Consider the following 23940-nt stretch of genomic DNA (forward strand, 5'->3'; position numbering starts at 1 on the left):
AACTAGACTCCCCCACTTCCAGTCATAACTCGGACATGGGGTGGTATGTCCAGGGAATTTGAAAAAATAGATAAGTTCTAAGGGGTTTGGATGGTTGCCCCATCCACATAGGTTCCCGAAAGACCAGTGCAATGGGTGGCGGCAGTACCCCCACCTCCACCAGTCAAGGGAGCCGTATATACACTGATGATAAATCCTACACTGGACTGTGTGACTTTACAGGAACCAACAGCACTGGTTTCTGTACATTTGGATGTCTGTTTGGTTCCCGAAAGACAGCTAGTGAGAAACCCGTAATAATTTTGGCAAACTCCTGAACCCAAATCACAAGCAAACTTAAAAGTTTTTGTGGTTCCTCCGTTTAGAATGTCCGTTAAATCCGAATCAGAAATCGCTTGGACTGGTGTTCCATCGGTAAGAACAGTCAACGGATTCGTGTTTGGATCTTCCTTTTGGTATAGATAAATTAAATAACTACCCGATTTTGTAAAATTGATGATGGTAGCCGGTGAGTCTACCTTAGTATATTCCGTACCTTCTTTGGCTAAAACTGCTGAAGATAAATCCAAAGGACAACTGCTCGAAACATAAACGGTTACTTTCGCATAACGTGATAATACGACTCGAGTCGCAATTTGGGCTCCTGCAATTTGCATCACCGCATAATGAGTATCTCCCGAAAGGGCAAAGGAAACTGTTTTTGCAGACGTAGTAATACCCGTATAACCGGCTTTGATTTGAGTTCCAAGCCCTGCCACCGTACATCCATTTTCACCTGTTTCTTTGGCAAGTAGTAGTGAAGTTGTAGCATCGTTATTTGCTGTTTTTCCAGAACAAAATAGAGCAGAAAAAACAAAAAGGGAAACGATTATTGCGTTTAACATCCGAATCATATTTCTACCTGCCTCGAAACGAAAGGATCGTTTTTCCTATTTGAATTTCATCTAAATTATGAAGAACCTTAGGTCTTAGTAATTTTTTTCCGTTTAAGTATACCCCTGTTTCGGAGACACAATCAAACAATATATACTTTCCTTTTTTATTTTTTATCTTTGCATGAATCCCCGCTACATTTGGATCATCAAGCACCAAGTGGTTAGATTCCCAACTTCCAATTGTCACTTCATCAAACTGCAATACATACTGGATAGGCTCATGATTGAAATCTTTACGCATTAGGACCGCATACGAATAGGAAACACCCGGAAGTGATTCTTTCTCTGCTATGGCAACAGCGATTTCTCGATCACGCGCTGCCTTCTCCATTGTTTCCCCATACATCCTATCATAAACCTGGAGTTCTTCCTTCCTTTCCGAATATTCGGAATCGTTGTTTGGAACAGCAGTCAAACCTAGGCGAGGTTCTTCGTATCCACGTAAATAAAACAATGCCGCCAAACAAAGAAATATGAGAAAAAAACTAACAGGGAAAAAAAACAAGGGATCAGATAATTGCAGGTATAGTGTTTTAAAAAAAGAAAGTTCATATTGGAATTCCAGACGAATGCCCTGGTCACCCGTGGCAAATCCCCCAGAAACAAAGTTTGTTTTCCACCTAGAGAGTTTCCAAGGAGAAAGATAATTAAGTTCGTAATCTGCCTCACCCAAAGCACGTAGATATGAAAACAATTCGGAATAACTATTCGGTTTGGAAATTGGATAATGCCTTCCATTCGCATAACTAGCAAGTTTAGTTGCTTCCAAACTGCTGGGTGCAAGCACAATCAATTGTAAGTTCTTTTCCCGAATTCTTTTGGCAAGTTCCGGAATTTCAAATCGGTCTTGCCATTCAGGAGAAAAACTCACAATAACTAGAATATGGTCCTCGGTTGTCTGATTTTTCTTTATCCCCGAAAGGAAATTTTCCCAGTTTCGAATGGGGTAGTTAGGTGGAGGAACCTTAGGAAAAGGAAAGGAAACATCAAGAACATTTGAGCGGATACGTTCAAATGAATGTTTATTTTCATCTGACTGAATTTGTAACTGGGATGTCCCGCCACTTTGTTCGCTCACCTTCACCAGTTGGTTTGCTAATTGTATGAGCCAACGACGATCTTCTGCATTGGAATAACTTGGAATTGAAATATAAAGGTTTACTGGGTTTTTCACCTCAGTCTTTTGGAGGCGAAAGGAATCGGTTAGACGAGAATTAGTACCCATCTGCTCAGAAATGACAAAACCTTCGGGTTCCAATGAACGGTTGGAATGAAATCGAATTTTGATTTCTGGATAGTTTCTCGTATCGACAGAGCGAAGACTAAAACCCGATTCTGCGAATAGAACTGGGGGAACCAAAACTAAAAACAGAAACGTCCAGTTACTGAAAAAGTAGCGAAGCTTCCTTAAGTTGTTTTCCATATTCTGTTTTTGGCTCCAGGTTTTGGTTTAGAACCGAAATGGTTTCTACGACTTCCCCTTGTTTCATTATCGTAACTTGAGAGGCCAGACTTTCGACGATCCTTAACTCGTGTGTAATAAAAACAACTGTCATCCCCATTTTTGCAAGGTTTCGGACAGTTTCCAAGACAATTTTCTCCGAAAAGGCATCGAGTCCTGTCGTAGGTTCATCCAAAACCAAAATCTCAGGGGTCCGTAAAAAAGCTAAGGAAAGTAGAATTCGCTGCTTTTCGCCTCCTGACAAAGTCCTTGCATACGTTTTCCAATGGTTTCTAGGAATCGATAACTGGTCCCAAATCAAAAACAAAGATTCATAAGAGATACTTTCAAAACCCGATAATTTAAAAAAATCTTGGATTTGTGCTCTGATGGTGCGAAACGGATGGAAGGCTGAATTGGGATTTTGCGGAACCAGAAAGAGTTTGGTTCCCAGGTTTTTAGAACGAACATCGTTGCCAAGAACGGAAAATCTTTCGTAGAACAATTGGCAACCCTTAGGCAACATTCCAAACAAAGAGAATCCTAGAGTTGACTTTCCAGATCCAGATTCACCAATAATGCCGTGGATATACCCTCTTTGTATATCTAAAGAAATTCCCTTCCAAATCTTAAACCCATCCGTTGTTTCGATGGTAGCATTTTTGATTTGAATTGCATAGGGATCAGTCGAGGCCAAAGAGATCCTTTTCAATGATGCTACAAAGAATATGTCCAATCAGGATATGGCATTCTTGGATTCTTGCTGTAACCTTCGAAGGGACAATGATTTCTACATCCGCTTTGCCCTTTAGTTTTCCACCGTCACCACCCAAAAATAGGATTACCTTCATTCCAATCTTTCTAGCTTCTTCCACCGCCAAAATGATGTTTTGCGAATTTCCGGAAGTGGTAAGTCCTACAAAAACGTCTGATGGTTTTCCAAATGCTTGCACTTGTCTTTGAAATACATATTCGTAACCGTAATCGTTAGAACAAGCAGTGAGAACAGCTTGATCACTATTTAAGGCGAGTGCGGGAATTGCTTTTCTTTCGTTCCCTGATTTATAACGAACCACAAGTTCAGCTGCAATATGGGAAGCATCACAACTAGATCCTCCATTACCACAGAAATATAATAATCCATTTTGGTTTAAAGAATCCACAAGTAGTTTCCCCGCAGATTCAATGGAAGGCAAAAGAAATGGCAATAACTGTTGTTTAACGGCTATCGAATCCTCAATATGTGTTTGTATGAGTGATTTATGATCCATGATTATTTTCCTTTTCTCTTCTTTCTTTTATGGAATTGATTGTATTTCCAAATTCGACTAGTGCAGAACCAAACCCAAATAGGTTTTTTGCTTTCGTATAGGGATTATTCTCTGTCCCATTTCCTAAATTCAAATAAAACAGCTCATCCCTCACCAATCTTTTTTGTCTTTCTGTAGCCACAGATTCAAAAAACTCTCTACATTCTTCACCTATCGCAAGCATCACAAGAGCCATAGAATTTGGTTTCATTTGTAAGATAATTTGTTCTTTCCAAAACCGTTCCCAAGTAAGAACAACTCGCCAATCTTCCTTGGGTCCTTCGGCCTCTAAGAATAAATCGGTTTTAGGAACTGAAAATGCAGAGAGTAAACTATCCAGACGAGCCAGGTCTTTTGAGAGGTTTTGGTTTAATACACCCTCATCAACAAAAAGAACACCTGCCCACTTATCTTCCTTATTTTTATACAAATGGTTTCCTGTAACCAAAATCAATGAATAGTTTTCGCCTTCTGCTCGAAATAATTTATCGTTTGTTTTAGTTAGACGGAACTTAGGAGTTTCAATCACTACACCAGAACTCACTTGTTTTGTACGGAGTTTCTTTTTCCAATTATCAATGGCAACTGCCCATTCCATAGAAAATGTTTTTGATTCTTTTTTTCTTTTCGCTGGGTCTTGGTCTTCTGCCTTTCCCTTCGATCTAAAAATCTGAATGAACCAGGAGAATAAACCGGGTTTAGATGGTTTTTTATTTTTTGCCATACTCTTTTCTTATATTGGACGGACGAACAATCTGTTTACGATCCAGTTCATATAATTTTGCGTATTTTAGAAAGGTCGAAAACGAAGAGGCAATGGCAATCCAAAGCCCAGGAATTCCATCCAAAAACCCAAATTTAAAAATATATATTTCTAAAAATTTCCCGAATGGTTTAAAAAAAGTTTTAAAAAGAGAAAACCTTTCTCCTTTCGCATAACGAGTATAAGCAACGATGCTTGAGAACTGATTGATTGTTGTGATTTGATGACTAAAATCTGTAAAACTAAAATGGAGGATATCTCCCTTCATCACTTTTCCAACAGAACCTGGTTTTAGTTCGATAAAATCATGTGGGTTTTCTCCCACCCAAGTGGCCGAATTTTTTTGGAATAAACGATACCTACGAAGCGGATACCAACCGCTGTGTCGAATCCAACGTCCCAAATGATAGGTCAATCTCGCAATTTTATAACCCTCTGCCAAAATATTTTCTGACTCTAAAAAAGCTTCCATCGATTGGACCAAAGTTTGGTCTGCTCGTTCATCCGCATCTAAAGAAAGAATCCAATCATTGGAACAAAAACCTATGGCCTTATTTTTTTGTTCCACATGCCCAGGAAAAGGAGATTCAAAAAATTTAACCTTGGAAAAGGAGGTGGCAATTTCTTTTGTACGGTCTGTACTTAGGGAATCTAAAACAATAATTTCATCTGCGACCGTTTCGATGGAGCGTATACAGTCTCCAATATTTTTTTCTTCATTGAAGGTGATGATAGCCACCGACAATTTTCTTTTTCTCTTGCCATCCATACGAGTTAAAACCTATTCTTTTAACCAAATATGATTGGGAAACAAACATTTCATAAGATTTCTATTGTTTTTCTCTACCTTTTCTTTGTCCTTTCCCCGTTTTCAATTAGCCTTTCCCAAATTTTTGCCGGTGCCTCCCTTTTCTTTTTGTTTTTAGATTTCCTTTGGCAAAAAAATATTCCGAGGTCTGAATCCTTTTTCTTTTTTTGGATCCTTATTTATTTGGGTTTTTTAATTTATCCACTCTTCCATTTCGAATTTTCTTTTTGGAAACAAATCGTTTTAAAATCAGAATTTGGGGATGTATGGATGGGATTTTTATTATTACACCATGCAAACCTCTCTGAACAAGAAAAATCAAATTTAAAAAATGCAGTATTTCTAGGAGCCGTGTTTCTTCTTCTCTCAGGAACCATATCGCTTTTTTCCCCATATCGATTGGCTCCATTTGTGATGGATGGATTCCAATACGTCGAAGGCCGTCGTTTGCCCCACCAGTTGGGAAACCTTTTAGGTATTTTCCCTTTTTATTTACCGATTGGATTCCAAAGCACTCACCTAACATACGGAGGGATGTTAGCACTTTACCTTCCTTCACTCTTTTTAAAGACATACAGGAGCTTTCCCACATTTAAAAAGAATAACAGATCTAAGTTTCTATTTTTTTCCTTACTTATCTTCTCTTTTTTAGGACTCGTTTTACTTTTTCTCAATCAAAGTAGGTCCGTTTGGTTTGGGTTACTCTTTGGATTTTTCCTTTTATCTTTCCAAAAAAAAATATCTTTAAAAAAATATCTACCCTGGTTAGGAATTGGTCTCTTACTTGTATTGGTTCTTCTAACTCTATTTTATCACAACAACTGGTTATTCCAAAGAGCTATCGATGATTTATTCGCTAAACGTTCGTTAGAGAATCAAAGGATATGGATTCACAAAATGAATTTTGAAATTTTAAAAGATTCATTTTTATTGGGAATTGGTAGTGGAAATTACCCAAAAGAATTCATAACCCAAGCGATCCCTTTAGTAAAAGTTTTCCCGGAGTTATATTATGATTTGTCGATCACACCCAAATCCCATGCACATTTTGATTTTCTGCATTTTTGGATTTTAGGTGGGCTCACTTCCTCAATCGCTTATCTTTGTTTTTTGTATTGGATCACAAAAAAAATCTTACAAGTTAAAAAAAACAATCTTATATATTTAGGTTTTTTCAGTGTTATTTTTGCAGGTAGTTTCCAATGTTTTCTGTTAGATGACGAGGTATTACTTCCCTTTTTAGGACTTTTGATTTTACTTCCCTCAGCTCCTATGGGAATAAAAGAGAAAAAGAAAACTATACAAAAGGGACAAACCCAAGTGTATGGAATTCTCGTTTTTTGGATTTTTATTTCTAGTGCAGGGGCTTTTTATTTATCAAAAACTCCAGCCAAAGACCTTTTTTTTCATAGGGCTCGCACAGAACATAACTTCCCGATGGCCAAAGCTCAATCTGCTATCAATGCAAAAACGGCTGTGCCTATGCCGAACGGGACTAAAGAAATTTATTTTAAACTAGCTGGTTGTTTGGACCATGAAATGAATTTTGATACGATCCCCAAGGTTCGAGTTTCCCCGATTCAGTTTTTTATCCATTGGGAAGAAATTCCAGACGGTCATCTACCTGAAACACTCATCCTTGAAATCCGTAAGCGCGAAAGTTTTGACCAGGACAAAGAATATAAAGTGCAAGCAGAGAGAATTGTAAAAAAGGAGAGTTTTACCAACCTAAATCAAATTCAAATGATCCAAGTCCATCCGAATGAGTTTCTGGAATCTCTTGGAAAGGGGATTGAATTTGTTGATTTTGGATTTTTATTTTCATGGAAAGAGAAAAAACCTTTTCTACCGCGAATCGAAATTTCAGGGAATTGTGAATTAATAACGCGGGAAATGCGCTAAGTTGTTAAGAGTAAGAGATGTTGATTTTAGTTTTGTTTGATTGAGTGGGTTCGCGGGAATCGCTTCGATCTTCGGCCATCCTGGCCTTTCGATCTAAAGCCCGTCTTGCTCGCGACTTCGGACATACTGTCCACAGAAAAATGGCTTCACGCTCATCCACCCTTGGCCTTACGGCCAACTTCGCCTCCGGCTTCTATAAAGCCTGCGCGGGGTGTATCTAAGAGTAAGAGATGTTGATTGTTGTTTTGATTGATTGAGTGGGTTCGCGGGAATCGCTTCGATCTTCGGCCATCCTGGCCTTTCGATCTCAGCCCGTCTTGCTCGTCACCTCAGGCTTCCTGCCTTCGGAAAAAACGTATACGCTCCCTATGGGTCGCTACGTTTTTTTTGACTCGCAATCGTTCGATTCATACCTGGAGCGGGAATCGAACCCGCACGGGATTACTCCCACAGGATTTTAAGTCCTGTGTGTCTACCAATTCCACCATCCAGGCGAATTTTCAGTGATAGGCGTCGGCCGGATTCGAACCGGCGGTCAAGCTTTTGCAGAGCCATGCCTTACCACTTGGCCACGACGCCAATCGTGACTTTGGATAGGCTAAAATATGAAGGTCTGGTGTCAAATGGAAACTGAATTCACTTTTCATCGGATTGTAACATTTCACTCAAAAATCAAATTGCCTATCCAATTCTTAGGATTGGGCTGTAGATATGAACGTAAAGACCATACTATCCTTATTCATTCTTTTGATTTTATCGCATGTTACTTTTGCAGACACAGTCACTGTGAAGGCTACCAAAGAGGTTTTGGAAAACGTAAAAACATCTTCCCCAACTGCAAATTATGTTTTGGTGGAATCCAAAGACGGCACTAAACAAGCATATAAGAAAAATGCGGTAGATGTAGTTTCTCTTCCTGTGGTTTGGGAATCACAAAAGGAAGAAGAGAAACCTGGTTTTTTGGGTACCCTATTTTCATCCAAGGAAACACCGAATACAGAAGTAACAAAATTCGAAGAGCATAAAGAAAACCCAGAAAACCAAAGTTTTTTCAGAAAAAAACTACCTGAACTGGCTATGGGCGGAATGGCCCTACTCTGGCTCCTTTTGCCTTAAATCCAAACTAACGTTTAGGATTATAAAAACCTAAACGTTATTCCCACTCAATGGTTCCAGGCGGTTTATGGGTGAGATCATACAATACCAATGAAATATGAGGCGAAGCTAACAGTTCTTTGGTGATCTTATCCAATATCTTTCTGTCCATTGCATAAAAATTAGCGGTCATGGCTTCGGTGGATTCCACTGGCCGTAACACTACCCCATAGGAATTTGCACGTAAACCCACAGGAACTAAAACTACTGGCATTTGCCAGATAGATGTATGGATGGATTCTTCAAAAAGGATTCGGTTCACGATGGAATCAGCTTCCCGCAAAATATCCGAATGTTCTTTGTCTAAAGTCAGTTTGGTATAATAAAAACTACCGGAAAAAGTGGATATTCCAGGTGCAAAAACCACACGATTGATTTCTTTTTTGAAATTTGTGATCTCCACTGCACATTCGTCTAACTCATTCCAGTTGGTGGTAAAGTCATTTAACACGGCACAGTGGGCATAACTTCTTTGGTCGCCTTGGACCCCCACGGAAAGGATGGGTAAAATTCTCACTTCAGCTTTTTTTCCAGAAAGAGCCAAATCAGTAAAATTGATAGAAGGCGGTTTTGATTCTGGGCTTGCAATCATTCTTACCACAAGGCCTGGGCCCGGAAAAGGATGCCTTTCGATCCAACGTTCGGGAAGGCCAAGAAGTCTTCCCAGTTCTCTCACTTCATCTTTATACAAATCAGCGATTGGTTCGATGATTTTCCCTTCTTGGATGAGTTTTTCAATTTGAGGGACACGGTTGTGGTGGGTTTTGATTTTATGAGAGTGTTTGGTTCCCCCGGATTCGATGGTGTCTGGGTAAATGGTTCCTTGGCCAAGAAGCCAATGTTCTGAATCCAAACCAAGGGAATCGGTAGCTTTTCCTTGTGCTTCTAAAAATAAATCTCCCACGATACGGCGTTTTTTTTCAGGTTCAAATTCTGATTTTAGATGTTTGTAAAAAATTTCGCTTTCATCCCAAATGGTGAGGTCGAAGCCAACTTGGTGGAGGTTGTCCATAAGGTCCTTCACTTCATTTTTACGCATAAACCCTGTGTCGACAAGGAGTCCCTTCACCCGGTCTTTCCCAAGAGCTTTGGCAAGAAGTAAATAAGCTACGGAAGAATCCACTCCCCCAGACACGAGTAAAAACACATTTTTTCCTTGCGGGACTTTCTTTTGTAATTCAGAGATTTGTTCTTCTAGAAACTGTGAGATACTCCAACTGGAACCTGCATTACAAAGATTCACAAAGTTACGAAGTAAAACTTCCCCTTCTTCCGAGTGTGTGACTTCTGGATGGAATTGGATTCCAAATTGTTTTTTAGACTCATTAGAAACAAACGCATAACGACAATTATCGGAGGAAGCAACGATTTGAAATCCATCCGGCATTCGAACCACTTCATCTCCGTGGCTCATCCAAACTTTTGTTTTTGGAGAGAGTGATTGGGAAAGTAAAGAATTTGGATTTTGAATTTCTAAAATGGCTGGACCATATTCTTTAGAATTAGAAGAAACAACTTCACCACCGAGGGCCTTCATTAAAAGTTGGTGCCCGTAACAGATTCCGAGTATAGGAACAGAAATTTGGAAGAAACCATCTGGTAAAAGTGGAGCTCCCTTTTCATACACACTGCTTGGTCCACCGGAAAGTATGATTCCCGCATAAGATGCGTAAACAGAGAGAGGTTCTTCGTTGGATAGGATTTCCGTATAGGCTCCAAGCCTACGAATTCGGGAAGCGATGAGGTGAGCGTATTGACCGCCGAAATCGACGACTGCAATTTTTTTATCACTTTTCATGGGATGATTCCAAAATAATTTTGCAATTGTCGGGGTAAACAAATGTCGGAAAAAAAATCAGAATCTTCTTACGAGGACAAACAAGACCATATCCCGTCCTGGAAAACCCCAGAAATCGAATGGTTTGCCAATGTGTATGCCGGAAAAGAATACAATATTGAATTTACCATCCCGGAATTCACTGCGGTTTGCCCAAAAACCGGACTTCCCGACTTTGGAACCATATATATCGATTACATCCCCAGAGATCGCTGTGTGGAATTAAAATCCCTTAAAGAATATATGATGTCTTTTCGAAATATAGGAATTTTCCATGAAAACGTTGTGAACAAAATCCTGGAAGACTTTGTTTTGGCTGTAGATCCCCTATATGTAAAAGTGGTTGGTGATTACAATGTTCGTGGTGGAGTCAAAACTGTCGTAAAACGAGAGTACAAAGCCTAAATGGAAAATCTCATCGGCTACGTTGCCGCTTTTTTAACGACCGTGTCTTTTCTCCCACAAGTATTACGAGTGGTGATGACCAAACAAACCCGAGACATCAGTCGTAATATGTACATTATGTTTTTTATTGGTGTACTTTTGTGGTTTGTGTATGGAGTTTTAAAATCTGATTTGCCTATCATTCTCGCAAACGCAGTCACCATATTTTTTGTATCCATTATTTTATATTATAAACTGAGAGAGAACCTATCATGAGAAAAGCTTATGTAGACAAAGACAATTGTACTTCTTGTAACCAATGTGCAGATAATTTACCAAAATATTTTATGATGGATGAGGATGATGTTTCTCAAACACATATTTCAGGTGAATTCATCAACGATGCGATGATTCCAGATGAAGATGAAAAAAAGGTACAAAAGGAAATGGATGAATGCCCAGGCGAATGCATCCACTGGAAAAAACATTAACTAAACCTTTAACCATTCACCCAATGGTGAATGGTTCGAAATTTTTCTTCTAAAAAATCGATATCCTCTTCTCGACTAACCAAATACAGTTGGTTCTCAAAACCCTGGCAATCTTTATCATTTGTATACAATGAAGATTTTTTGCCCAAAAGGTACGTTGGCAAAACCGAAACACCGCTCCCAAGTTCCAATGCCGTCCGAATATCATGAAGATTCGGTAAAACAGAATACTCTTTTAATTTCGGACGAGATTCAAAGTTTACCTTCCAGAACCTACGAACAATTGCAAAGTCTTCGCTATACACAAACCAATGTTGGTTTTCCATCCAAGTTTTGATCATTTCATTTTTGGGTTTGGTTTGTCCACGAAAAGGGAAATTCTCTTTCGAACTGATGGATTTTGATGCCACAAATACAAATTTTTCCTTATATAATTCTTCTAACAAAATCCCAGGAACACTTAACTTTTGATTGGTGATGACTAAATCGATTTCCTTTTTTTCCAAAGAATCCAAAAGTACAGGTGGATGACCATAGATTACATGAAATTTTTCCCCCAATGCAGAAAGTTTTGGCAAAATTTTTTCTAAAAAAATCTCTTTGGCAGAACCAATCCGGAGTTTGCCTATTTTTTCTTTGGGTCGGATTGTCCCTTCCATACGTTCTAATTCTTCTATGGGACCTGCAATCTGCACATACAAACGTTTGGCGGCCTCAGTCGGAACTAAATCTCTAGAAGTGCGTCGAAACAAAACCTCTTTTCTATGCCTTTCCAGAGATTGTAAATGTAAGCTGAGTGCCGGTTGGGATAACCCAAGAATTTTCCCCGCTTTTGTTAAATTTCTCTCACGGTAGATAAGGTAAAAACTCTGGTACAATTCGATGGGATTCATCTTGATATAAAATTATTAATAACAAGGAATAAACACCATCATATTTTTAATAATAACTTTCTCTTGTCTAAAAAAACAGATAAGGAAATATTTTCTTTATAGAGCGATTCAATAAAAGGAATCAAAGAGAGGATCCAATGAAAAAAGTATTATTTGTATTAACAAGTCACGGTGAAAAAGGAAACGCAGGTTCCACCGGTTACCATTTGGGAGAAGTGTCTCACCCTTGGAAAGTTTTACACGACGCTGGTGTGGAAATGGATTTGGTAAGTCCGAAAGGGGGAGAACCTCCTGTGGATGGATTTGATTTGGAGGATGCCGCAAACAAAGAATTTTGGAACCATCCCGTATATAAAGAAAAACGAATCCATACCAAAACACCAAAAGAGATAAGTCCTAGCGATTATTCTGCGATCTACTTTGCCGGCGGACATGGAACCATGTGGGACTTTCCAGAGAACAAAGAACTCCAAGATTTGACTCGGACTATCTATGAATCAGGAGGGATTGTAGGCGCCGTTTGTCACGGACCATCGGCACTTGTCAATGTCACCCTGTCTGATGGATCAAAACTGATTGCTGGCAAACGAGTGAATGGGTTTTCCAATGAAGAAGAAGAGATTGTGAAACTGGAAGGTGTGGTTCCTTTTCTTTTGGAAAACAAACTGATTGCTTCGGGCGGAAAGTATTCCAAATCGGCACCTTGGATGAGCCATGTGGAAGTAGATACAAGGCTTGTGACAGGACAAAATCCACAGTCAGCAAAAGCAGTGGGAGAGGCGATCCTTGGTTCATTACATCAATAAGAATAACCTTATTGTCTGAATCGTTTCCAATCGATTCAGATTTTCGATCAGGGTTTTGTATGCGTAGGCAGACGAGGCCCTTTAGTTTTCTTTTCTTTTAAACCTAATATATCTTTAACGATTCCAAATACATCCTTTACGGATTCAAACTTGTGTTTTTTCCCCGTTGGGTCATAAACAAAACCAATGGTTTTCATCTCTGGGTTCGCATTCCAATACCCATGACCGTGGATCTTTGTTTGTGATTTGGTAAACAGTTCCCCTTTTCTCGTTCCACTAAAGAATAACGCCTGTTTTGTGTAAAAAAGCCCCAAAGCCTGCGGATGGATTCTCTTTTGAAGGAAACGTGTATCAATTTCCCCAGGAATTGGCTTTCCTAATTCACCTAAGGGCTCACCTGTAGAAGCAGAAGAAGAAATCCATTCAGATCCTGGACAAGATTTTAAAACTTCAGATACTATCAATTGGAGTTCTTCCTCTGTTGCTTGGAAACCGGAACCTGGCAAAAGGATGGATGTGCCACCAGAACTTTTAAAAGTTAAATTGTAGGTGCCAACCTCGTCATTGATATAACCTTTTTGTTTTAAAACTACATTCGGGGCACAAATTGAATCTGCAGAATGGAAGCCGTGGTCGGAAACAATTACGATCGCCGGTCCTTTGGGAGTAAAGGCTCCTACCGATTGCAAAAAAGAAAAGATGGACTTGTCTAGTTCCAAAAGCCGTGAAAGGGCTTTTTCTGATCCTGGGCCAAATCCGTGGTGGTTGGAATCCAAATCTGTAGTGTAAACAAACATAAGATCTGGATTTTTTTTCTGAAAGAGCCAAGTGGCTGTTTTTAATTTCACTTCATCTTTGGAAACATCGTTTAACGGAAATCCAACGGCAAGTTCTGCTTTTTTGTGAAGATCCTTGGTGGATAATACCCGAAGGAGTTTGTCATCTTCTGGGATTTTTTTTCGCCAGTATTGAGGAAGGTTCCAATCGATACCTGCCCCCACAGTGACAGGCCAAAATACGTTTGCAGTGGTTTTACGATTTTCTTTTGCCAAATCCCAAAGTGTAGGAACTAAGATGTCTTCTGCATACCACATCCATCCTCCCTCATTTTTTTCAAAAGGATCGGATAAGGTATTGTTATAGATTCCATGTTCACTTGGGTCTTTCCCCGTCACCATAGAGGTATGTGCCGGATACGTAACGGAAGGATTGACGGTTTCAATTTCAGAAACTCCGTATTTTAGAAAGAGTTCGCTTAAAAGCGGGAAATAAGAATGGTATTTGGGATCTGACCAGTAGTAAGCCGGAAATCCATCAATGGACAAAACAATGGTTTGGCGAATCTTAGAGATTTTCCCCTTCACTTTTCCCAATGTTTTAGTAGGTTTGGCTTCAATCGAAATACTTGAGAAATACAAACAAAGAATGGCTAGCGAAGTGACAAAACGAGTCAGTATTGGAAAAAGAATAGAAACTTTCAGGGAAATTCTCTTAACCGAAAATAATTTATACCTGTCATTCTTCCAAAAGAATGATTTGTAAAAATCAAACTTTCCCCATCTGGAAAAAAAAATCTGAAACGTTTGATTCTTTCGCATAAACTCCGTTTAGCGAAAAATCAGTATTCTTGTTCCGATCTCGTGGATCCGAGAAGTTCGTCTGGAATGTCCTCAATGCTATCTCCTATTTGGATGGCAAGACGGTTCCCTACTCGGCCTGGCGTGGCTTTGAACTTACTACGATCCCCTACCTTTACCATAAGGTCGGTTTTAATCGGTGTGTTTTCCAGTTTGATCACATCACCCACATGTAGATTCATGAGGTCATTCAAGGAAATATCTACACTTCCCACTTCGGAAATGAGAGGGATTTTGACCTGGTCGAGACGTTCTTGGATGACGGCTCGGTTTTCATCCACTTCCCCTTTACGAATTGAGGAATACCAGTACTGCGCTGAAAGTTTATTAATAATTGGTTCAATGGTGATGTAAGGAATACAAAGGTTTGTCATCCCTTCCACTTCTCCCACTTTCGTTTCGAGGGTAATCAATACCACCATGTCATTGGGAGGAACAACTTGAGCAAACTGCGGGTTTGTTTCAATGTTACCAAGTCTTGGACGTAGGTCAATTACCGTTGACCAAGACTCACGTAAGTTTCCAAGAATCCTTACAATGATCCCTTCCATTACCGATAACTCGATATCCGAAAGTTCTCGGTTGACCTTAGATGATTCCCCTTTACCACCAAACAGACGATCGATGATAGTGAAGGAAATCGAAGGGTCAATTTCTAAAATCGCAGACCCGCGAAGAGGGTCCATATTGATCACCGCAAGTGTGGTTGGGTTCGGGATGGAACGAATGAATTCTTCGTAAGTTAACTGGTCTACTGATGCCACGTGCACCACAACAAGGGCTCGTAACTGCGCAGAAAGTCCAGTGGTCGCCAAACGAGCAAAGGTCTCGTGCATCATCTGTAGTGTACGAATTTGGTCTTTTGAAAATTTATCCGGACGTTTGAAGTCGTAGATTTTGACTTTCTTCTGTTCCCCCACCGATGAATATTCATCCTCGGAAACTTCGCCCGAGGAGATGGCGTTTAACAGGGCATCAATTTCGTCTTGGGAAAGGATTTCCGTCATTTTTTTACCTTTACGAGTAAGTTTTTAATCTGCCAAAATCCAACACGGCTTCCTTCATCTTGTCGCAAGGTGTATATATATTCGTACCTTGTTTTGAACCGACCCATCATTCTTTCTACATAGACCTGGACTCTTGCATCTCTTTTGGAGGGATAGTCCACATTCATTACTTTAAAGTATTTTAAAACACCGGAGGGTGTCTCCGTCAAATACTCTTTAAAGTCCTCAATGATAGTTTCTCGTTCTCCTACCCCCGCTTCGGTATAAGCACTGCTGAAACGATCATAAGCTAAAATATATTCCGAAAAGTCGATCCACTTAAAATGGTATTCCCAATGTTTTTTCATCTCCGCACCGAGAAATAGGAAGATGGTTTCTTCCGGGGAAAGCCCACCATTCTCCGTAATTTGGCGAGTGACAGTTTCTTTTCTCTCGGCTTTTGGATTTTGAAAAAGAAAACCCACTGTATTCTGGGAACGAAGAAAAGCAGATTTATCTTCTGTATAATTTGGATAAAAGTATCCAGTTACATAAAACTTTTGGTCTGGTAAAAAACTATAATGTTCATCCAAATAAATGGTTTTGGAAAAGGATTCATTGCGATGAAGGCTTACTTCCTTATTTTCATCTCCCACTAAATTCACGATAGTGGTCCTACGTTTGAGGATGGGATCTGGAAATTCCGGATCTTCGATGGGAGTCAAAATCCGATCATTTTCATCCTTTACGATGATTTGAAAGGAGTATCTGTAATCAAAGGAAGGGAAAATGCGGACAACTTCCTTTCCTGTATTGGTGATGGTGAAGGTCAGCGGGACTCTTTCTCCGAATTGGTAACTTCTTTTTGTCAAAGAAAGACTGATTTTGGATTGGAGGGAGACAAAATTATCGATCCTCTCTCCGCGTGCATCTCGGTCTGGAAAGGCAACAAGGGATCTGACCAAAAGAATACCTAAAAGAATAAATGTTCGGAAAGACCGCATACACTTAAAGATTTCGGCAGGACTTGAGTTTTCCGAAAGAATTTTTAGGACATAAAATCCTTAACTTGTACCCATTTTGGCTTCTGCCAGAATGTAATCGGCAATCCGAATGAGCCTTGTCATGACAGAACTTAGTTTTTTGTATTGGTAGTAGTTTTCCCTCTGTTTGTCCAAATGGGGTTCTACAAGCGCCACAGTTTTGGAGGAAACTTTTAGGTTTTTGATCTCATTGTCTGTGACACCATAAAGGTTTGCCTCGGAAACAAATCGGTTGAGTTCCTTAACCAAACTCTCATCTGTTAAATCCTGAATTTCAAATACCTTCTCGATTTTTAAAATAAAGTCCGTTAAGGTCCGTTTGATCTTGGATTCTTCTTCGGTTGGTCGCCGTTTGGCTGTGACCTGGTTTAAGGATTCGTATCGTTCCAGGGCCGTTTCATACAGTTGGTTCATTTTGGACTTTTGGCCAAGAATGAAACTAATAAAACTAAGAAGACCCACAAAGGTATCGGGATAACGATTGATTCCCCCGATTTCATCCAGTGCGTTCGCAAACGCTTCTTCATTATGAGGAACTGTCATAATAAATTTTAACACTGGTTCTACGGAAGAACCAGATGTATATTTCTGTATGACTTCAATTCCTTCTAAGTAGTTCATTGGCGTTTGTCTATGATCACAACCTTACGAATGGTTGTCTGTAAATTTCCTTTTTCAATGATTCGGTCAAGAACATCGTACCCCGAAACCAAAAATCCAAATACAGTATGTAGTCCATCCAAATGGGGAGTATCCACTTGGTTGATAAAAAATTGTGATCCGTTGGTATTGGGACCAGCGTTAGCCATTGCCAATGACCCGCGTAGTGCTTTTTTACTTGGGAGGACTTCGTTATAACGATATCCCACTCGGTGTAATACTTCTAAAACAGGTAATTCCATTGCTTCTTGGTAAGCTTTTTCTACTTCGGTCCGTTTCTCTTCAAACTCGGCTCTGGATTGGATTTTAAATTCCGCAAGGACAGCTCTCTGCAATTGAGACTGGTATTGGGGAGCATCTTTGATTTTAAGTTTGTCTAAACCTAAAGCCTTGGCATTGATTTCATCTTCGGTTTGGTACCCCGGACCACCAGTTCCGTCACCTCTAGGACATCCGCCCTGCGCCATAAAGTTTTCGATGACACGGTGGAATTTTAGACCATCATAAAATGGTCGTCTTTCGGCACCTTTGTCAGTTTGAAATTCTTTTTCTCCTTGGGCCAAATCGATAAAATTCTGAACTGTTTTCGGTGCCGCTGTATCATAAAGTTCCAAAACTAAATCTCCAGCACTGGTATTGAATACCGCATAAATGGCAGGTTTCTCAGGCAGTTTGAGGGAAGTAACATCTTGTCGTTTGACTATGACCTTTGAAGGTGAATACGAAATTGGCTCGTAGGTGATCTTTTTAAATCTTTGGTCACTACATTGGATGGTTTGCGAAACAGACAAAAAGAGAATGGTGAAAAAAACGACTTTCTGGAACAACTTTGAATTCATATTTACTTTTTAACCTTAGATTCTATCGATTTTAGCTTTTTGGTCAATTCGTTTACTTTTGCCTTGGCCCGTTTGATTTGTTCTTTTTGACGAGGGAATGCCGTTCCTCCTATCACATCTTTTTTGTCACAAGATGTTTCGAGCGAAATGGCAGCCTCATATCCCGGATCGGTAAGCACCGCATGGATTTGTCCCCTTTCCCCACTAGGAATGTTAAATAAATCATAACCTTTTGCCGAACAATTTTTAACTAACTCACCTACAATTTCATGTGCGGTTCGGAATGGAATTCCCTTAGCACTGACAAGCCAATCGGCAAGGTCTGTGGCCGTAGAAAATCCAGAACGAAGGCTTTTTGTGGCATTTTCTGGAAATACTTGGATTCCCTTTACCATATCCCGAACACCTTCAATACTCAATTTGATTTGTTTGACTGTATCAAATAACGGGAGTTTGTCTTCCTGAAAATCCCTGTTATACGATAAGGGCGTTCCTTTTACCATCACAAGGAGGTGAGTTAAACTCCCGATCACTCGTCCTGCCTTTCCTCGAATGAGTTCTGCCACATCGGGGTTTTTCTTTTGCGGCATTATGGACGAACCTGTAGTTAGGTGGTCCGGGAGTTTAAAATAACTAAATTCTTGCGATGTATATAAAATAATTTCTTCACAAAATCGCGAAGCATGGATCATAAACTGTGAGGAAGCGAAAAGAAATTTAAAGATATGATCTCTTTGGCTCACAGCATCCATAGAGTTTTCCGAAATCCTAGAAAGAGATAAATCTTTTTTTAGAAAATCTCTGTCTGTGGAATAATTGACACCGGCAAGTGCACCAGATCCTAATACCAGTTCATCAGCCCTTTCGTAGGCATCTAAAAAATCTTCAAAGTCGCGAACATTGGCCCAAAAATGAGATAAAAAATAATGGGAGGCACGAATGGGTTGGGCGATTTGTAAATGGGTGTAACCAGGAATGATGGTTTTTGTATGGGCTTCTGCTTTCGTGACCCAGGCCACAAGTAAATCCAGAAGGTATACTAAAATAGACCCCACTTCTGATTTGATATACAATCGTACATCTTGAGAAACCTGATCATTGCGACTGCGGCCAGTATGCAATTTTTTTCCTAAATCACCCAAAAGTTCTGTTAGGCGAGATTCCACAGACATATGAATGTCTTCATTTTCGATTTTGAATTCAAATTTTCCGGAATCGATTTCCTTTTTGATTTGCCCAAGCCCTGTTTCAATTTTTCTTTGTTCTGATTCGGTAAGGATTCCAATTCGTTTCAACATTCGTGAATGAGAGATGGATCCTTCGATATCGTGAGCATACAGTTCTTTATCAAAACTGATCGATTCCCCAATGCGAATCATTAGCGAGGATGGAGGTGCATCAAATCGCCCCCCCCATAATTTTTTTTCTTTCATTCCGATTCCTCACTGAAACGGTCCGACCATTGTTTTAAAATTTCTTTATCTTTGTCAGATAACTTTGAGTTTGGATGTAACAAAAGATAGTCTTTGGGAGGCATCTCCCCTTCATCCACTTGTTCCCAAATTTCGTAGATTTTTTTGTTTTGTTTCTTTTCTGCAAGAAGTCCAAACTCTGAAAAATTCAATTCTTCTCTTCCTTCTTCCACATGGTGAGAAATAAGCAAAGAGGCAGGAAAAATATAAGAGTAAGCCGGCCAAACTGTTTCGTTTGAATGGCAGTCGTAACAACTTCGTTTTAAGATTTCTTTAATCTCTGTACTCGTTTGGATCTCCGATTTGACAGGAGGATTGGAACGATCGATTGGGAAAAATTGGAGGAGGAGAAAGACTCCTAGTAAAATAAGGAAAATTCGTTTCACACAAGACAGGTTCTATGTCTTCCTCCGAAATCAAAGTATTATTTTTCTTGCCTTATCTAGAATTCCATATTCCTTTTCTTTAGAGGTTCCCTTTGGATTTTATTTTTGTAAACTCACCGTATATCTGGATTTTCCTAGGAATTACATTATTGTTTTCTGAATTTCTCCTGCCGGGAACCTTTGTGATGTTTTTAGGAATTGGTGCCATATTTACAGGGATTTTGGCTCGTTTATTGCCTATCGAATTTTATACCCAAGTAATTGTTTGGGTCATTTCAAGTTTTGTGTCGATCCTCGTTGGCGGAACTGCCATAAAACGTTTTTTTAAATCTGAATCCTCTGTGGATCCATTTATCCAAGATGATTTTCTTAATCAAATTGTTCCTGTAGAAATTGATATCTTAGTAGACAGACATGGCGGAAAAATTCGATTCCAAGGAACCCTTTGGGATGCAGTTTCTAAAGATTCCAAAATTCCCAAAGGCAATTATGTGCGCATTCTATCTCGAGAAAATCTTACCTTCACTGTGGAACGTGTGGATTCCTAAGAAAGTATTCATTTTTTTTTCGGTCATAAATAAAAAAACCCTTTTCTCTTTTTCCTTACATTGTAGGCTCAAACGTCACAAAGGAGAAACTATGGGTGCTTCCGTCATTGTTGTATTTTTGATAGTTGTATATATCATCAAAAAAACAATCATCATTGTTCCAGAACAAAGTGTTTATGTTAAAGAAAGATTAGGAGTTTTGAACGGGGTTTTAAAATCGGGATTTTATTTTATGATTCCATTTGTAGACCAAATTCGTTACCGCCAAAACCTAAAAGAACAAACCATCGATATTGATCCACAAGTTTGTATCACTAGGGATAACGTATCCGTTGAAGTGGATGGAGTTTTGTATTTAAAAGTCATCGATGGCGAAAAAGCATCTTATGGAATCGATAACTTTATGTTGGCAACAACCCAACTTGCCCAAACCACTCTTCGCTCTGAAATCGGAAAATTAATTTTTGATAACCTACTTTCAGAACGAGATGAAATCAATGGCCGAGTGGTTTCCAATATTGATCGTGCTACCGATCCTTGGGGAATCAAAGTTACAAGATACGAAATTCGCAATATCACTCCGCCCAAACAAATTTTACTGGAGATGGAAAACCAAATGAAATCCGAAAGGGAAAGACGAGCCGAGATCACCATCTCCCAAGGAGAAAAGGAAGCTCGCGTGAATCATTCGGTTGGGGAAAGACAAGAATCAATCAACATTTCCGAAGGGGAAAAAATCAGATTGGTGAATGAAGCCGATGGACGTGCCCAAGAGATCACACTCATTTCCAATGCAACGGCAAAAGGTTTACAACTCATCTCGGAAGCCATTAGCAAAAAAGGTGGGAAGGAAGCTGTGAGTTTACAAATCACCCAAGAGTATTTGGATGCCCTTGGTCAAATTCTAAAAACATCGAAAACGACAGTGGTTCCAGAAACTTTAGCAAACATTGGTGGAGTGTTTGAAGGCCTTTCCAAAATCACCACAAAAATCCCACAGGTAGGAGAATAGTATGGAATTTGCATATTTAGGTTTTTGGTCGATCATTGCCATTTATTTGATTTATAAAATCTTTCGCTGCATTCGCATCATTCCGGCACAAGATGTATTAATTGTGGAACGATTGGGAAAATACTCTCGGAGTTTACGAGCAGGATTTCATATCCTCATTCCTTTTATTGATCGTGATGCTTATTACCATACTCTCAAAGAACAGTCCATCGATGTACAACCACAAATTTGTATCACGCATGACAACGTACAGGTGAAGGTAGATGGAGTGATTTATTTAAAAATCATTGATCCCGTTCGTGCTTCTTACGGAATCGAAGATTTCCAATTTGCAGCGATCCAACTCGCACAAACTACGATGCGTTCTGTCATCGGAACGATGGAACTAGACAAAACCATTGGTGAAAAAGATTTAATCAATTCTACGATTGTAGCAGCGATTGACCAAGCATCAGAACCTTGGGGAATCAAAGTCAATCGATATGAAATTTTGAATATTGTTCCACCGAAATCGGTTCTTGATGCCATGGAAAAAGAAAAGAAAGCACAGATCGCCAAACGTTCCCAGGTGCTTCTTTCTGAAGGGGAAAGAGATTCACGAATCAACCGCTCCCTCGGTTTTAAAGAAGAAGCGGTGAACAAATCGGAAGGGGAAAAACAAAGAAGGATCAACTCTGCCGAAGGTAAAGCCACTGAAATAGAAGCCCTAGCCGTAGCCACTGCCAAAGGGATTGAATCCATCGCAGGGGCTATCTCCGACCAAGGAGGAGCTTCGGCGATCAAACTCCAAATCACAAAAGCTTTTATCCACAACTTCCTCAATGTTGCCAAAGAGAATACGGAAATCCTCATCCCAGCGGATGTGATGAATTTACCAAACCTCATTGCCAACTTAACCGAAGGGAAAAAACCAAAAGCATAATAGGACACATTCCTAGAATACAGGAAATGTTGTTTAACATTTGTCATCCGGTGGGTCTTCCACCGGATTTTCTCTAAACAAACGAAAACTTGGTTTTGCCATTGCTTGCGCAGCAAGGGAAACAAGTAGGGCTTCATTGTCATCTGGCCCAATGCGATTGGCATGGATCACCCCACAACCTTTACAGCGATGTAAAATCACCCATTCCCCTTTTCTCACCCAAATGGAAATTGCTTCCATCTTACTTCCACAAATCGCAGCTCGGTCTCCAGGAGAATTGTCCAAATGTAAACTTGTCAAACAATTGGGACAATGGTTTCTCTGGTCAGTTCCAAAACCGGGAGGAAACACCATTTGTTTGCATTCCACACAGCGGAATTCCTCTATATCGGAACGAAACCTGTGAGATTTGATTTTTAGTTTTTGCAATGAAACGTCTTCGTCTTCATCATCAAAACGTTTTTTCTTTGAGAACTTTTGAAATTTAGATAGTTCGGATTCACGTACCATATCCAGTTTTTGCGGCAAAACAAAAAGAGGAAACCAAAACAGTGGATGAGAGGAATAGACCGCCTGTGCGAAGATAGCCGCCTCCTAATTGAATTTAGGCGGGGTATCCAAAACAAGTTCACCGTTTTGGCGGTCTACACAATGGCTAGAGTTAACATAAGATACAATTTGAAAGAGGAAGAATTGGTGTCAAGGAGAATCGGTTGTCAACTTTTTGCAAAGGAAATAACAATTCTGACCTTCTGGGTAATTGGGGATCATACCTACTTCTTTATAACCCAATTTTGTGTAAAATTTGGGGGCTTGGAACCCAAATGAATAACCAAATACCAAAGTGGCACCTAGAGTTTTGGCCTCTTCTTCGATTTGAATAAGCAATTTGGTTCCTAAATCCATTCCCCGCTTTTCTTCTGCGACCCATAAGAGTTGGAGGTTTAAACCTTTAAAAAATAAATAACAAAGGGACGCAGCAACAAGAGTTTTTCCCTCTTTGACAAGGATGGCAAAAAATTCTTTTTTTTCGAGGTTTGAATCACCTAACTTAGATATGCTGTATTCATGCAGTAGGTTCCAGAGTTCTGATTGTAAATCTTCGGATGGATTTGTGATCCGTTCCAATTGATATGGTGATTCAAAATTCATATATTATTGAGTAAAATTAAAATGAAATCAATTTATAAAAAGGCGGGGCCACCCAGTCTTTCCATTGGATCTACAATTTGAGTGATTTGTACCCCATAGTAATCATCTAAAATGATAAGTTTTCCTCGGCCAACTAGTTTGCCATTGGCTAAGATATCGAGTTCTTCCCCAATATTTTTATCTAACTCCACGACTGTTCCTTCCGTGAGTTGCAAAACATCTTTGATAAACATAGTTGTTCTTCCGAGTTCTATGGTTAACTGTAAGGTAACATCTAATAGTAAGTTGAGGTTTGCAGTATTATTGCCGGAACCAGATTGAGTTTTTGCACCCGATCTTGCCGGTGATGGAGTCGCACTGGGACCTAAGGCTGCCGCTATGTCTGCAAAAGAAGGACCATTATCATCTCCGCCGCCTCCGCCAACCAGGGCATCCAAATCATCAAGACCGCCGCCGCCTGAACCACCACCAGCAGGGGCATTGGCACCACCGCCAAATCCGCCGAGTAGCGCGTCTATGTCTTCTTGTGATAGTGAACCTTCACCCATATCTTTGCAA

The 23940-nt window shown here is 39.8% G+C and carries 27 protein-coding genes and 2 tRNA genes; 9 read left to right on the plus strand and 20 right to left on the minus strand.

The annotated features are described in order from the left end of the window. Window positions 1-77: 77 nt before the first annotated feature. Genes EHQ31_RS03695 through EHQ31_RS03720 form a run of 6 tightly spaced genes read right to left on the minus strand, consistent with a single transcriptional unit; the run spans window position 78 to window position 5218 of the window. Window positions 78-884 carry a hypothetical protein gene (locus EHQ31_RS03695; RefSeq protein WP_420844099.1) on the minus strand — a complete coding sequence of 269 codons (807 nt, stop codon included), beginning with the start codon at window positions 882-884 and terminating at the stop codon, window positions 78-80. A 13-nt stretch (window positions 885-897) separates the two neighbouring features. Continuing rightward, window positions 898-2358: an FHA domain-containing protein gene (locus tag EHQ31_RS03700; protein WP_135569686.1), complete on the minus strand. Its 1461-nt coding sequence runs from the start codon at window positions 2356-2358 to the stop codon at window positions 898-900. Beyond that, complete coding sequence (locus EHQ31_RS03705; RefSeq protein ID WP_135569688.1) at window positions 2318-3073, minus strand: ATP-binding cassette domain-containing protein; 756 nt, start codon at window positions 3071-3073, stop codon at window positions 2318-2320. The genes EHQ31_RS03700 and EHQ31_RS03705 overlap by 41 nt, the downstream gene beginning before the upstream one ends. Further along, window positions 3060-3647 (minus strand): D-sedoheptulose 7-phosphate isomerase, encoded by a 588-nt coding sequence (locus tag EHQ31_RS03710; RefSeq protein ID WP_135569690.1) that lies wholly within the window; start codon window positions 3645-3647, stop codon window positions 3060-3062. Before EHQ31_RS03710 ends, EHQ31_RS03705 begins: the two co-directional genes overlap by 14 nt. Continuing rightward, entirely contained in the window at window positions 3637-4410 is a 774-nt protein-coding gene (locus EHQ31_RS03715; RefSeq protein ID WP_135569692.1) for an LBBP_01157 family protein, read from the minus strand. Before EHQ31_RS03715 ends, EHQ31_RS03710 begins: the two co-directional genes overlap by 11 nt. Further along, complete coding sequence (locus tag EHQ31_RS03720) at window positions 4397-5218, minus strand: glycosyltransferase family 2 protein (protein ID WP_135569694.1); 822 nt, start codon at window positions 5216-5218, stop codon at window positions 4397-4399. Before EHQ31_RS03720 ends, EHQ31_RS03715 begins: the two co-directional genes overlap by 14 nt. 30 nt (window positions 5219-5248) lie before the next feature. On the opposite strand from EHQ31_RS03720, the gene EHQ31_RS03725 reads away from it, so the two are divergent. After that, the gene (locus EHQ31_RS03725) at window positions 5249-7159 is read left to right on the plus strand and encodes an O-antigen ligase family protein (RefSeq protein WP_135569696.1); all 1911 of its coding nucleotides are present in this window, start codon (window positions 5249-5251) and stop codon (window positions 7157-7159) included. Between the two features lie 410 nt (window positions 7160-7569). Here EHQ31_RS03725 and EHQ31_RS03730 read toward each other — a convergent pair. Beyond that, a tRNA-Leu gene (locus EHQ31_RS03730) sits at window positions 7570-7653 on the minus strand. A gap of 14 nt (window positions 7654-7667) precedes the next feature. Further along, window positions 7668-7738, minus strand: a tRNA-Cys gene (locus EHQ31_RS03735). 132 nt (window positions 7739-7870) lie between these two features. Here EHQ31_RS03735 and EHQ31_RS03740 point away from each other — a divergent pair. Then, window positions 7871-8275 carry an LIMLP_04285 family protein gene (locus EHQ31_RS03740; protein ID WP_135569697.1) on the plus strand — a complete coding sequence of 135 codons (405 nt, stop codon included), beginning with the start codon at window positions 7871-7873 and terminating at the stop codon, window positions 8273-8275. A 37-nt stretch (window positions 8276-8312) separates the two neighbouring features. On the opposite strand, the gene guaA is transcribed toward EHQ31_RS03740, so the two are convergent. Then, window positions 8313-10112 carry a glutamine-hydrolyzing GMP synthase gene (gene guaA / locus EHQ31_RS03745; RefSeq protein ID WP_135569700.1) on the minus strand — a complete coding sequence of 600 codons (1800 nt, stop codon included), beginning with the start codon at window positions 10110-10112 and terminating at the stop codon, window positions 8313-8315. A 42-nt stretch (window positions 10113-10154) separates the two neighbouring features. Between guaA and queF the strand changes: the two genes are divergently transcribed. The 3 genes from queF to EHQ31_RS03760 are packed head-to-tail and all read left to right on the plus strand — an operon-like array spanning window position 10155 to window position 11026. After that, the gene (gene queF / locus EHQ31_RS03750) at window positions 10155-10556 is read left to right on the plus strand and encodes a preQ(1) synthase (protein WP_135569702.1); all 402 of its coding nucleotides are present in this window, start codon (window positions 10155-10157) and stop codon (window positions 10554-10556) included. After that, window positions 10557-10811 carry a SemiSWEET transporter gene (locus tag EHQ31_RS03755; protein ID WP_135569704.1) on the plus strand — a complete coding sequence of 85 codons (255 nt, stop codon included), beginning with the start codon at window positions 10557-10559 and terminating at the stop codon, window positions 10809-10811. Continuing rightward, the gene (locus EHQ31_RS03760; protein ID WP_135569705.1) at window positions 10808-11026 is read left to right on the plus strand and encodes a ferredoxin; all 219 of its coding nucleotides are present in this window, start codon (window positions 10808-10810) and stop codon (window positions 11024-11026) included. The genes EHQ31_RS03755 and EHQ31_RS03760 overlap by 4 nt, the downstream gene beginning before the upstream one ends. 8 nt (window positions 11027-11034) lie before the next feature. On the opposite strand, the gene EHQ31_RS03765 is transcribed toward EHQ31_RS03760, so the two are convergent. Next, window positions 11035-11919, minus strand: coding sequence for a LysR family transcriptional regulator (locus tag EHQ31_RS03765; protein ID WP_135569707.1), 885 nt, complete (start codon window positions 11917-11919; stop codon window positions 11035-11037). A gap of 137 nt (window positions 11920-12056) precedes the next feature. Between EHQ31_RS03765 and EHQ31_RS03770 the strand changes: the two genes are divergently transcribed. Further along, window positions 12057-12725: a type 1 glutamine amidotransferase domain-containing protein gene (locus EHQ31_RS03770; protein WP_135569709.1), complete on the plus strand. Its 669-nt coding sequence runs from the start codon at window positions 12057-12059 to the stop codon at window positions 12723-12725. A 47-nt stretch (window positions 12726-12772) separates the two neighbouring features. Here the strand turns inward: EHQ31_RS03770 and EHQ31_RS03775 are convergent, their stop codons facing one another. Genes EHQ31_RS03775 through EHQ31_RS03805 form a run of 7 tightly spaced genes read right to left on the minus strand, consistent with a single transcriptional unit; the run spans window position 12773 to window position 19748 of the window. Next, a complete protein-coding gene (locus tag EHQ31_RS03775; RefSeq protein ID WP_244247254.1) occupies window positions 12773-14323 on the minus strand; it encodes an alkaline phosphatase family protein in 1551 nt (516 codons plus the stop codon). 20 nt (window positions 14324-14343) lie between these two features. Then, a complete protein-coding gene (gene fliM, locus EHQ31_RS03780) occupies window positions 14344-15369 on the minus strand; it encodes a flagellar motor switch protein FliM (RefSeq protein ID WP_002974265.1) in 1026 nt (341 codons plus the stop codon). Further along, the gene (locus tag EHQ31_RS03785) at window positions 15366-16352 is read right to left on the minus strand and encodes a hypothetical protein (RefSeq protein WP_135569711.1); all 987 of its coding nucleotides are present in this window, start codon (window positions 16350-16352) and stop codon (window positions 15366-15368) included. Before EHQ31_RS03785 ends, fliM begins: the two co-directional genes overlap by 4 nt. A 60-nt stretch (window positions 16353-16412) precedes the next feature. Next, complete coding sequence (locus EHQ31_RS03790) at window positions 16413-17012, minus strand: hypothetical protein (protein ID WP_135569713.1); 600 nt, start codon at window positions 17010-17012, stop codon at window positions 16413-16415. Then, the gene (locus tag EHQ31_RS03795) at window positions 17009-17890 is read right to left on the minus strand and encodes a peptidylprolyl isomerase (protein ID WP_135569715.1); all 882 of its coding nucleotides are present in this window, start codon (window positions 17888-17890) and stop codon (window positions 17009-17011) included. The genes EHQ31_RS03790 and EHQ31_RS03795 overlap by 4 nt, the downstream gene beginning before the upstream one ends. 2 nt (window positions 17891-17892) lie before the next feature. Beyond that, window positions 17893-19323 carry an argininosuccinate lyase gene (gene argH / locus EHQ31_RS03800; RefSeq protein ID WP_135569717.1) on the minus strand — a complete coding sequence of 477 codons (1431 nt, stop codon included), beginning with the start codon at window positions 19321-19323 and terminating at the stop codon, window positions 17893-17895. Then, window positions 19320-19748, minus strand: a complete 429-nt coding sequence (locus tag EHQ31_RS03805; RefSeq protein WP_135569719.1) for a heme-binding domain-containing protein — start codon at window positions 19746-19748, stop codon at window positions 19320-19322. The genes argH and EHQ31_RS03805 overlap by 4 nt, the downstream gene beginning before the upstream one ends. A gap of 92 nt (window positions 19749-19840) precedes the next feature. Between EHQ31_RS03805 and EHQ31_RS03810 the strand changes: the two genes are divergently transcribed. The 3 genes from EHQ31_RS03810 (at window position 19841) to EHQ31_RS03820 (ending at window position 22230) form a co-directional block, all read left to right on the plus strand. After that, window positions 19841-20296, plus strand: coding sequence for an NfeD family protein (locus EHQ31_RS03810; protein WP_135569721.1), 456 nt, complete (start codon window positions 19841-19843; stop codon window positions 20294-20296). 91 nt (window positions 20297-20387) lie between these two features. Next, window positions 20388-21308 carry an SPFH domain-containing protein gene (locus EHQ31_RS03815; RefSeq protein ID WP_135569723.1) on the plus strand — a complete coding sequence of 307 codons (921 nt, stop codon included), beginning with the start codon at window positions 20388-20390 and terminating at the stop codon, window positions 21306-21308. A gap of 1 nt (window position 21309) precedes the next feature. Beyond that, window positions 21310-22230, plus strand: coding sequence for an SPFH domain-containing protein (locus EHQ31_RS03820; RefSeq protein ID WP_135569725.1), 921 nt, complete (start codon window positions 21310-21312; stop codon window positions 22228-22230). A 33-nt stretch (window positions 22231-22263) separates the two neighbouring features. Here the strand turns inward: EHQ31_RS03820 and EHQ31_RS03825 are convergent, their stop codons facing one another. The 3 genes from EHQ31_RS03825 to fliN all read right to left on the minus strand — a co-directional run bounded on the left by EHQ31_RS03825 (window position 22264) and on the right by fliN (window position 23930). Continuing rightward, window positions 22264-22740, minus strand: a complete 477-nt coding sequence (locus tag EHQ31_RS03825; protein WP_135569727.1) for an RNHCP domain-containing protein — start codon at window positions 22738-22740, stop codon at window positions 22264-22266. Between the two features lie 189 nt (window positions 22741-22929). After that, window positions 22930-23382, minus strand: a complete 453-nt coding sequence (locus EHQ31_RS03830; protein ID WP_135569729.1) for a GNAT family N-acetyltransferase — start codon at window positions 23380-23382, stop codon at window positions 22930-22932. A 32-nt stretch (window positions 23383-23414) separates the two neighbouring features. Then, a complete protein-coding gene (gene fliN, locus EHQ31_RS03835; protein ID WP_135569731.1) occupies window positions 23415-23930 on the minus strand; it encodes a flagellar motor switch protein FliN in 516 nt (171 codons plus the stop codon). Between the last annotated feature and the right edge of the window lie 10 nt (window positions 23931-23940).

This window comes from Leptospira montravelensis (genome assembly GCF_004770045.1).
GTDB lineage: Bacteria > Spirochaetota > Leptospiria > Leptospirales > Leptospiraceae > Leptospira_A > Leptospira_A montravelensis.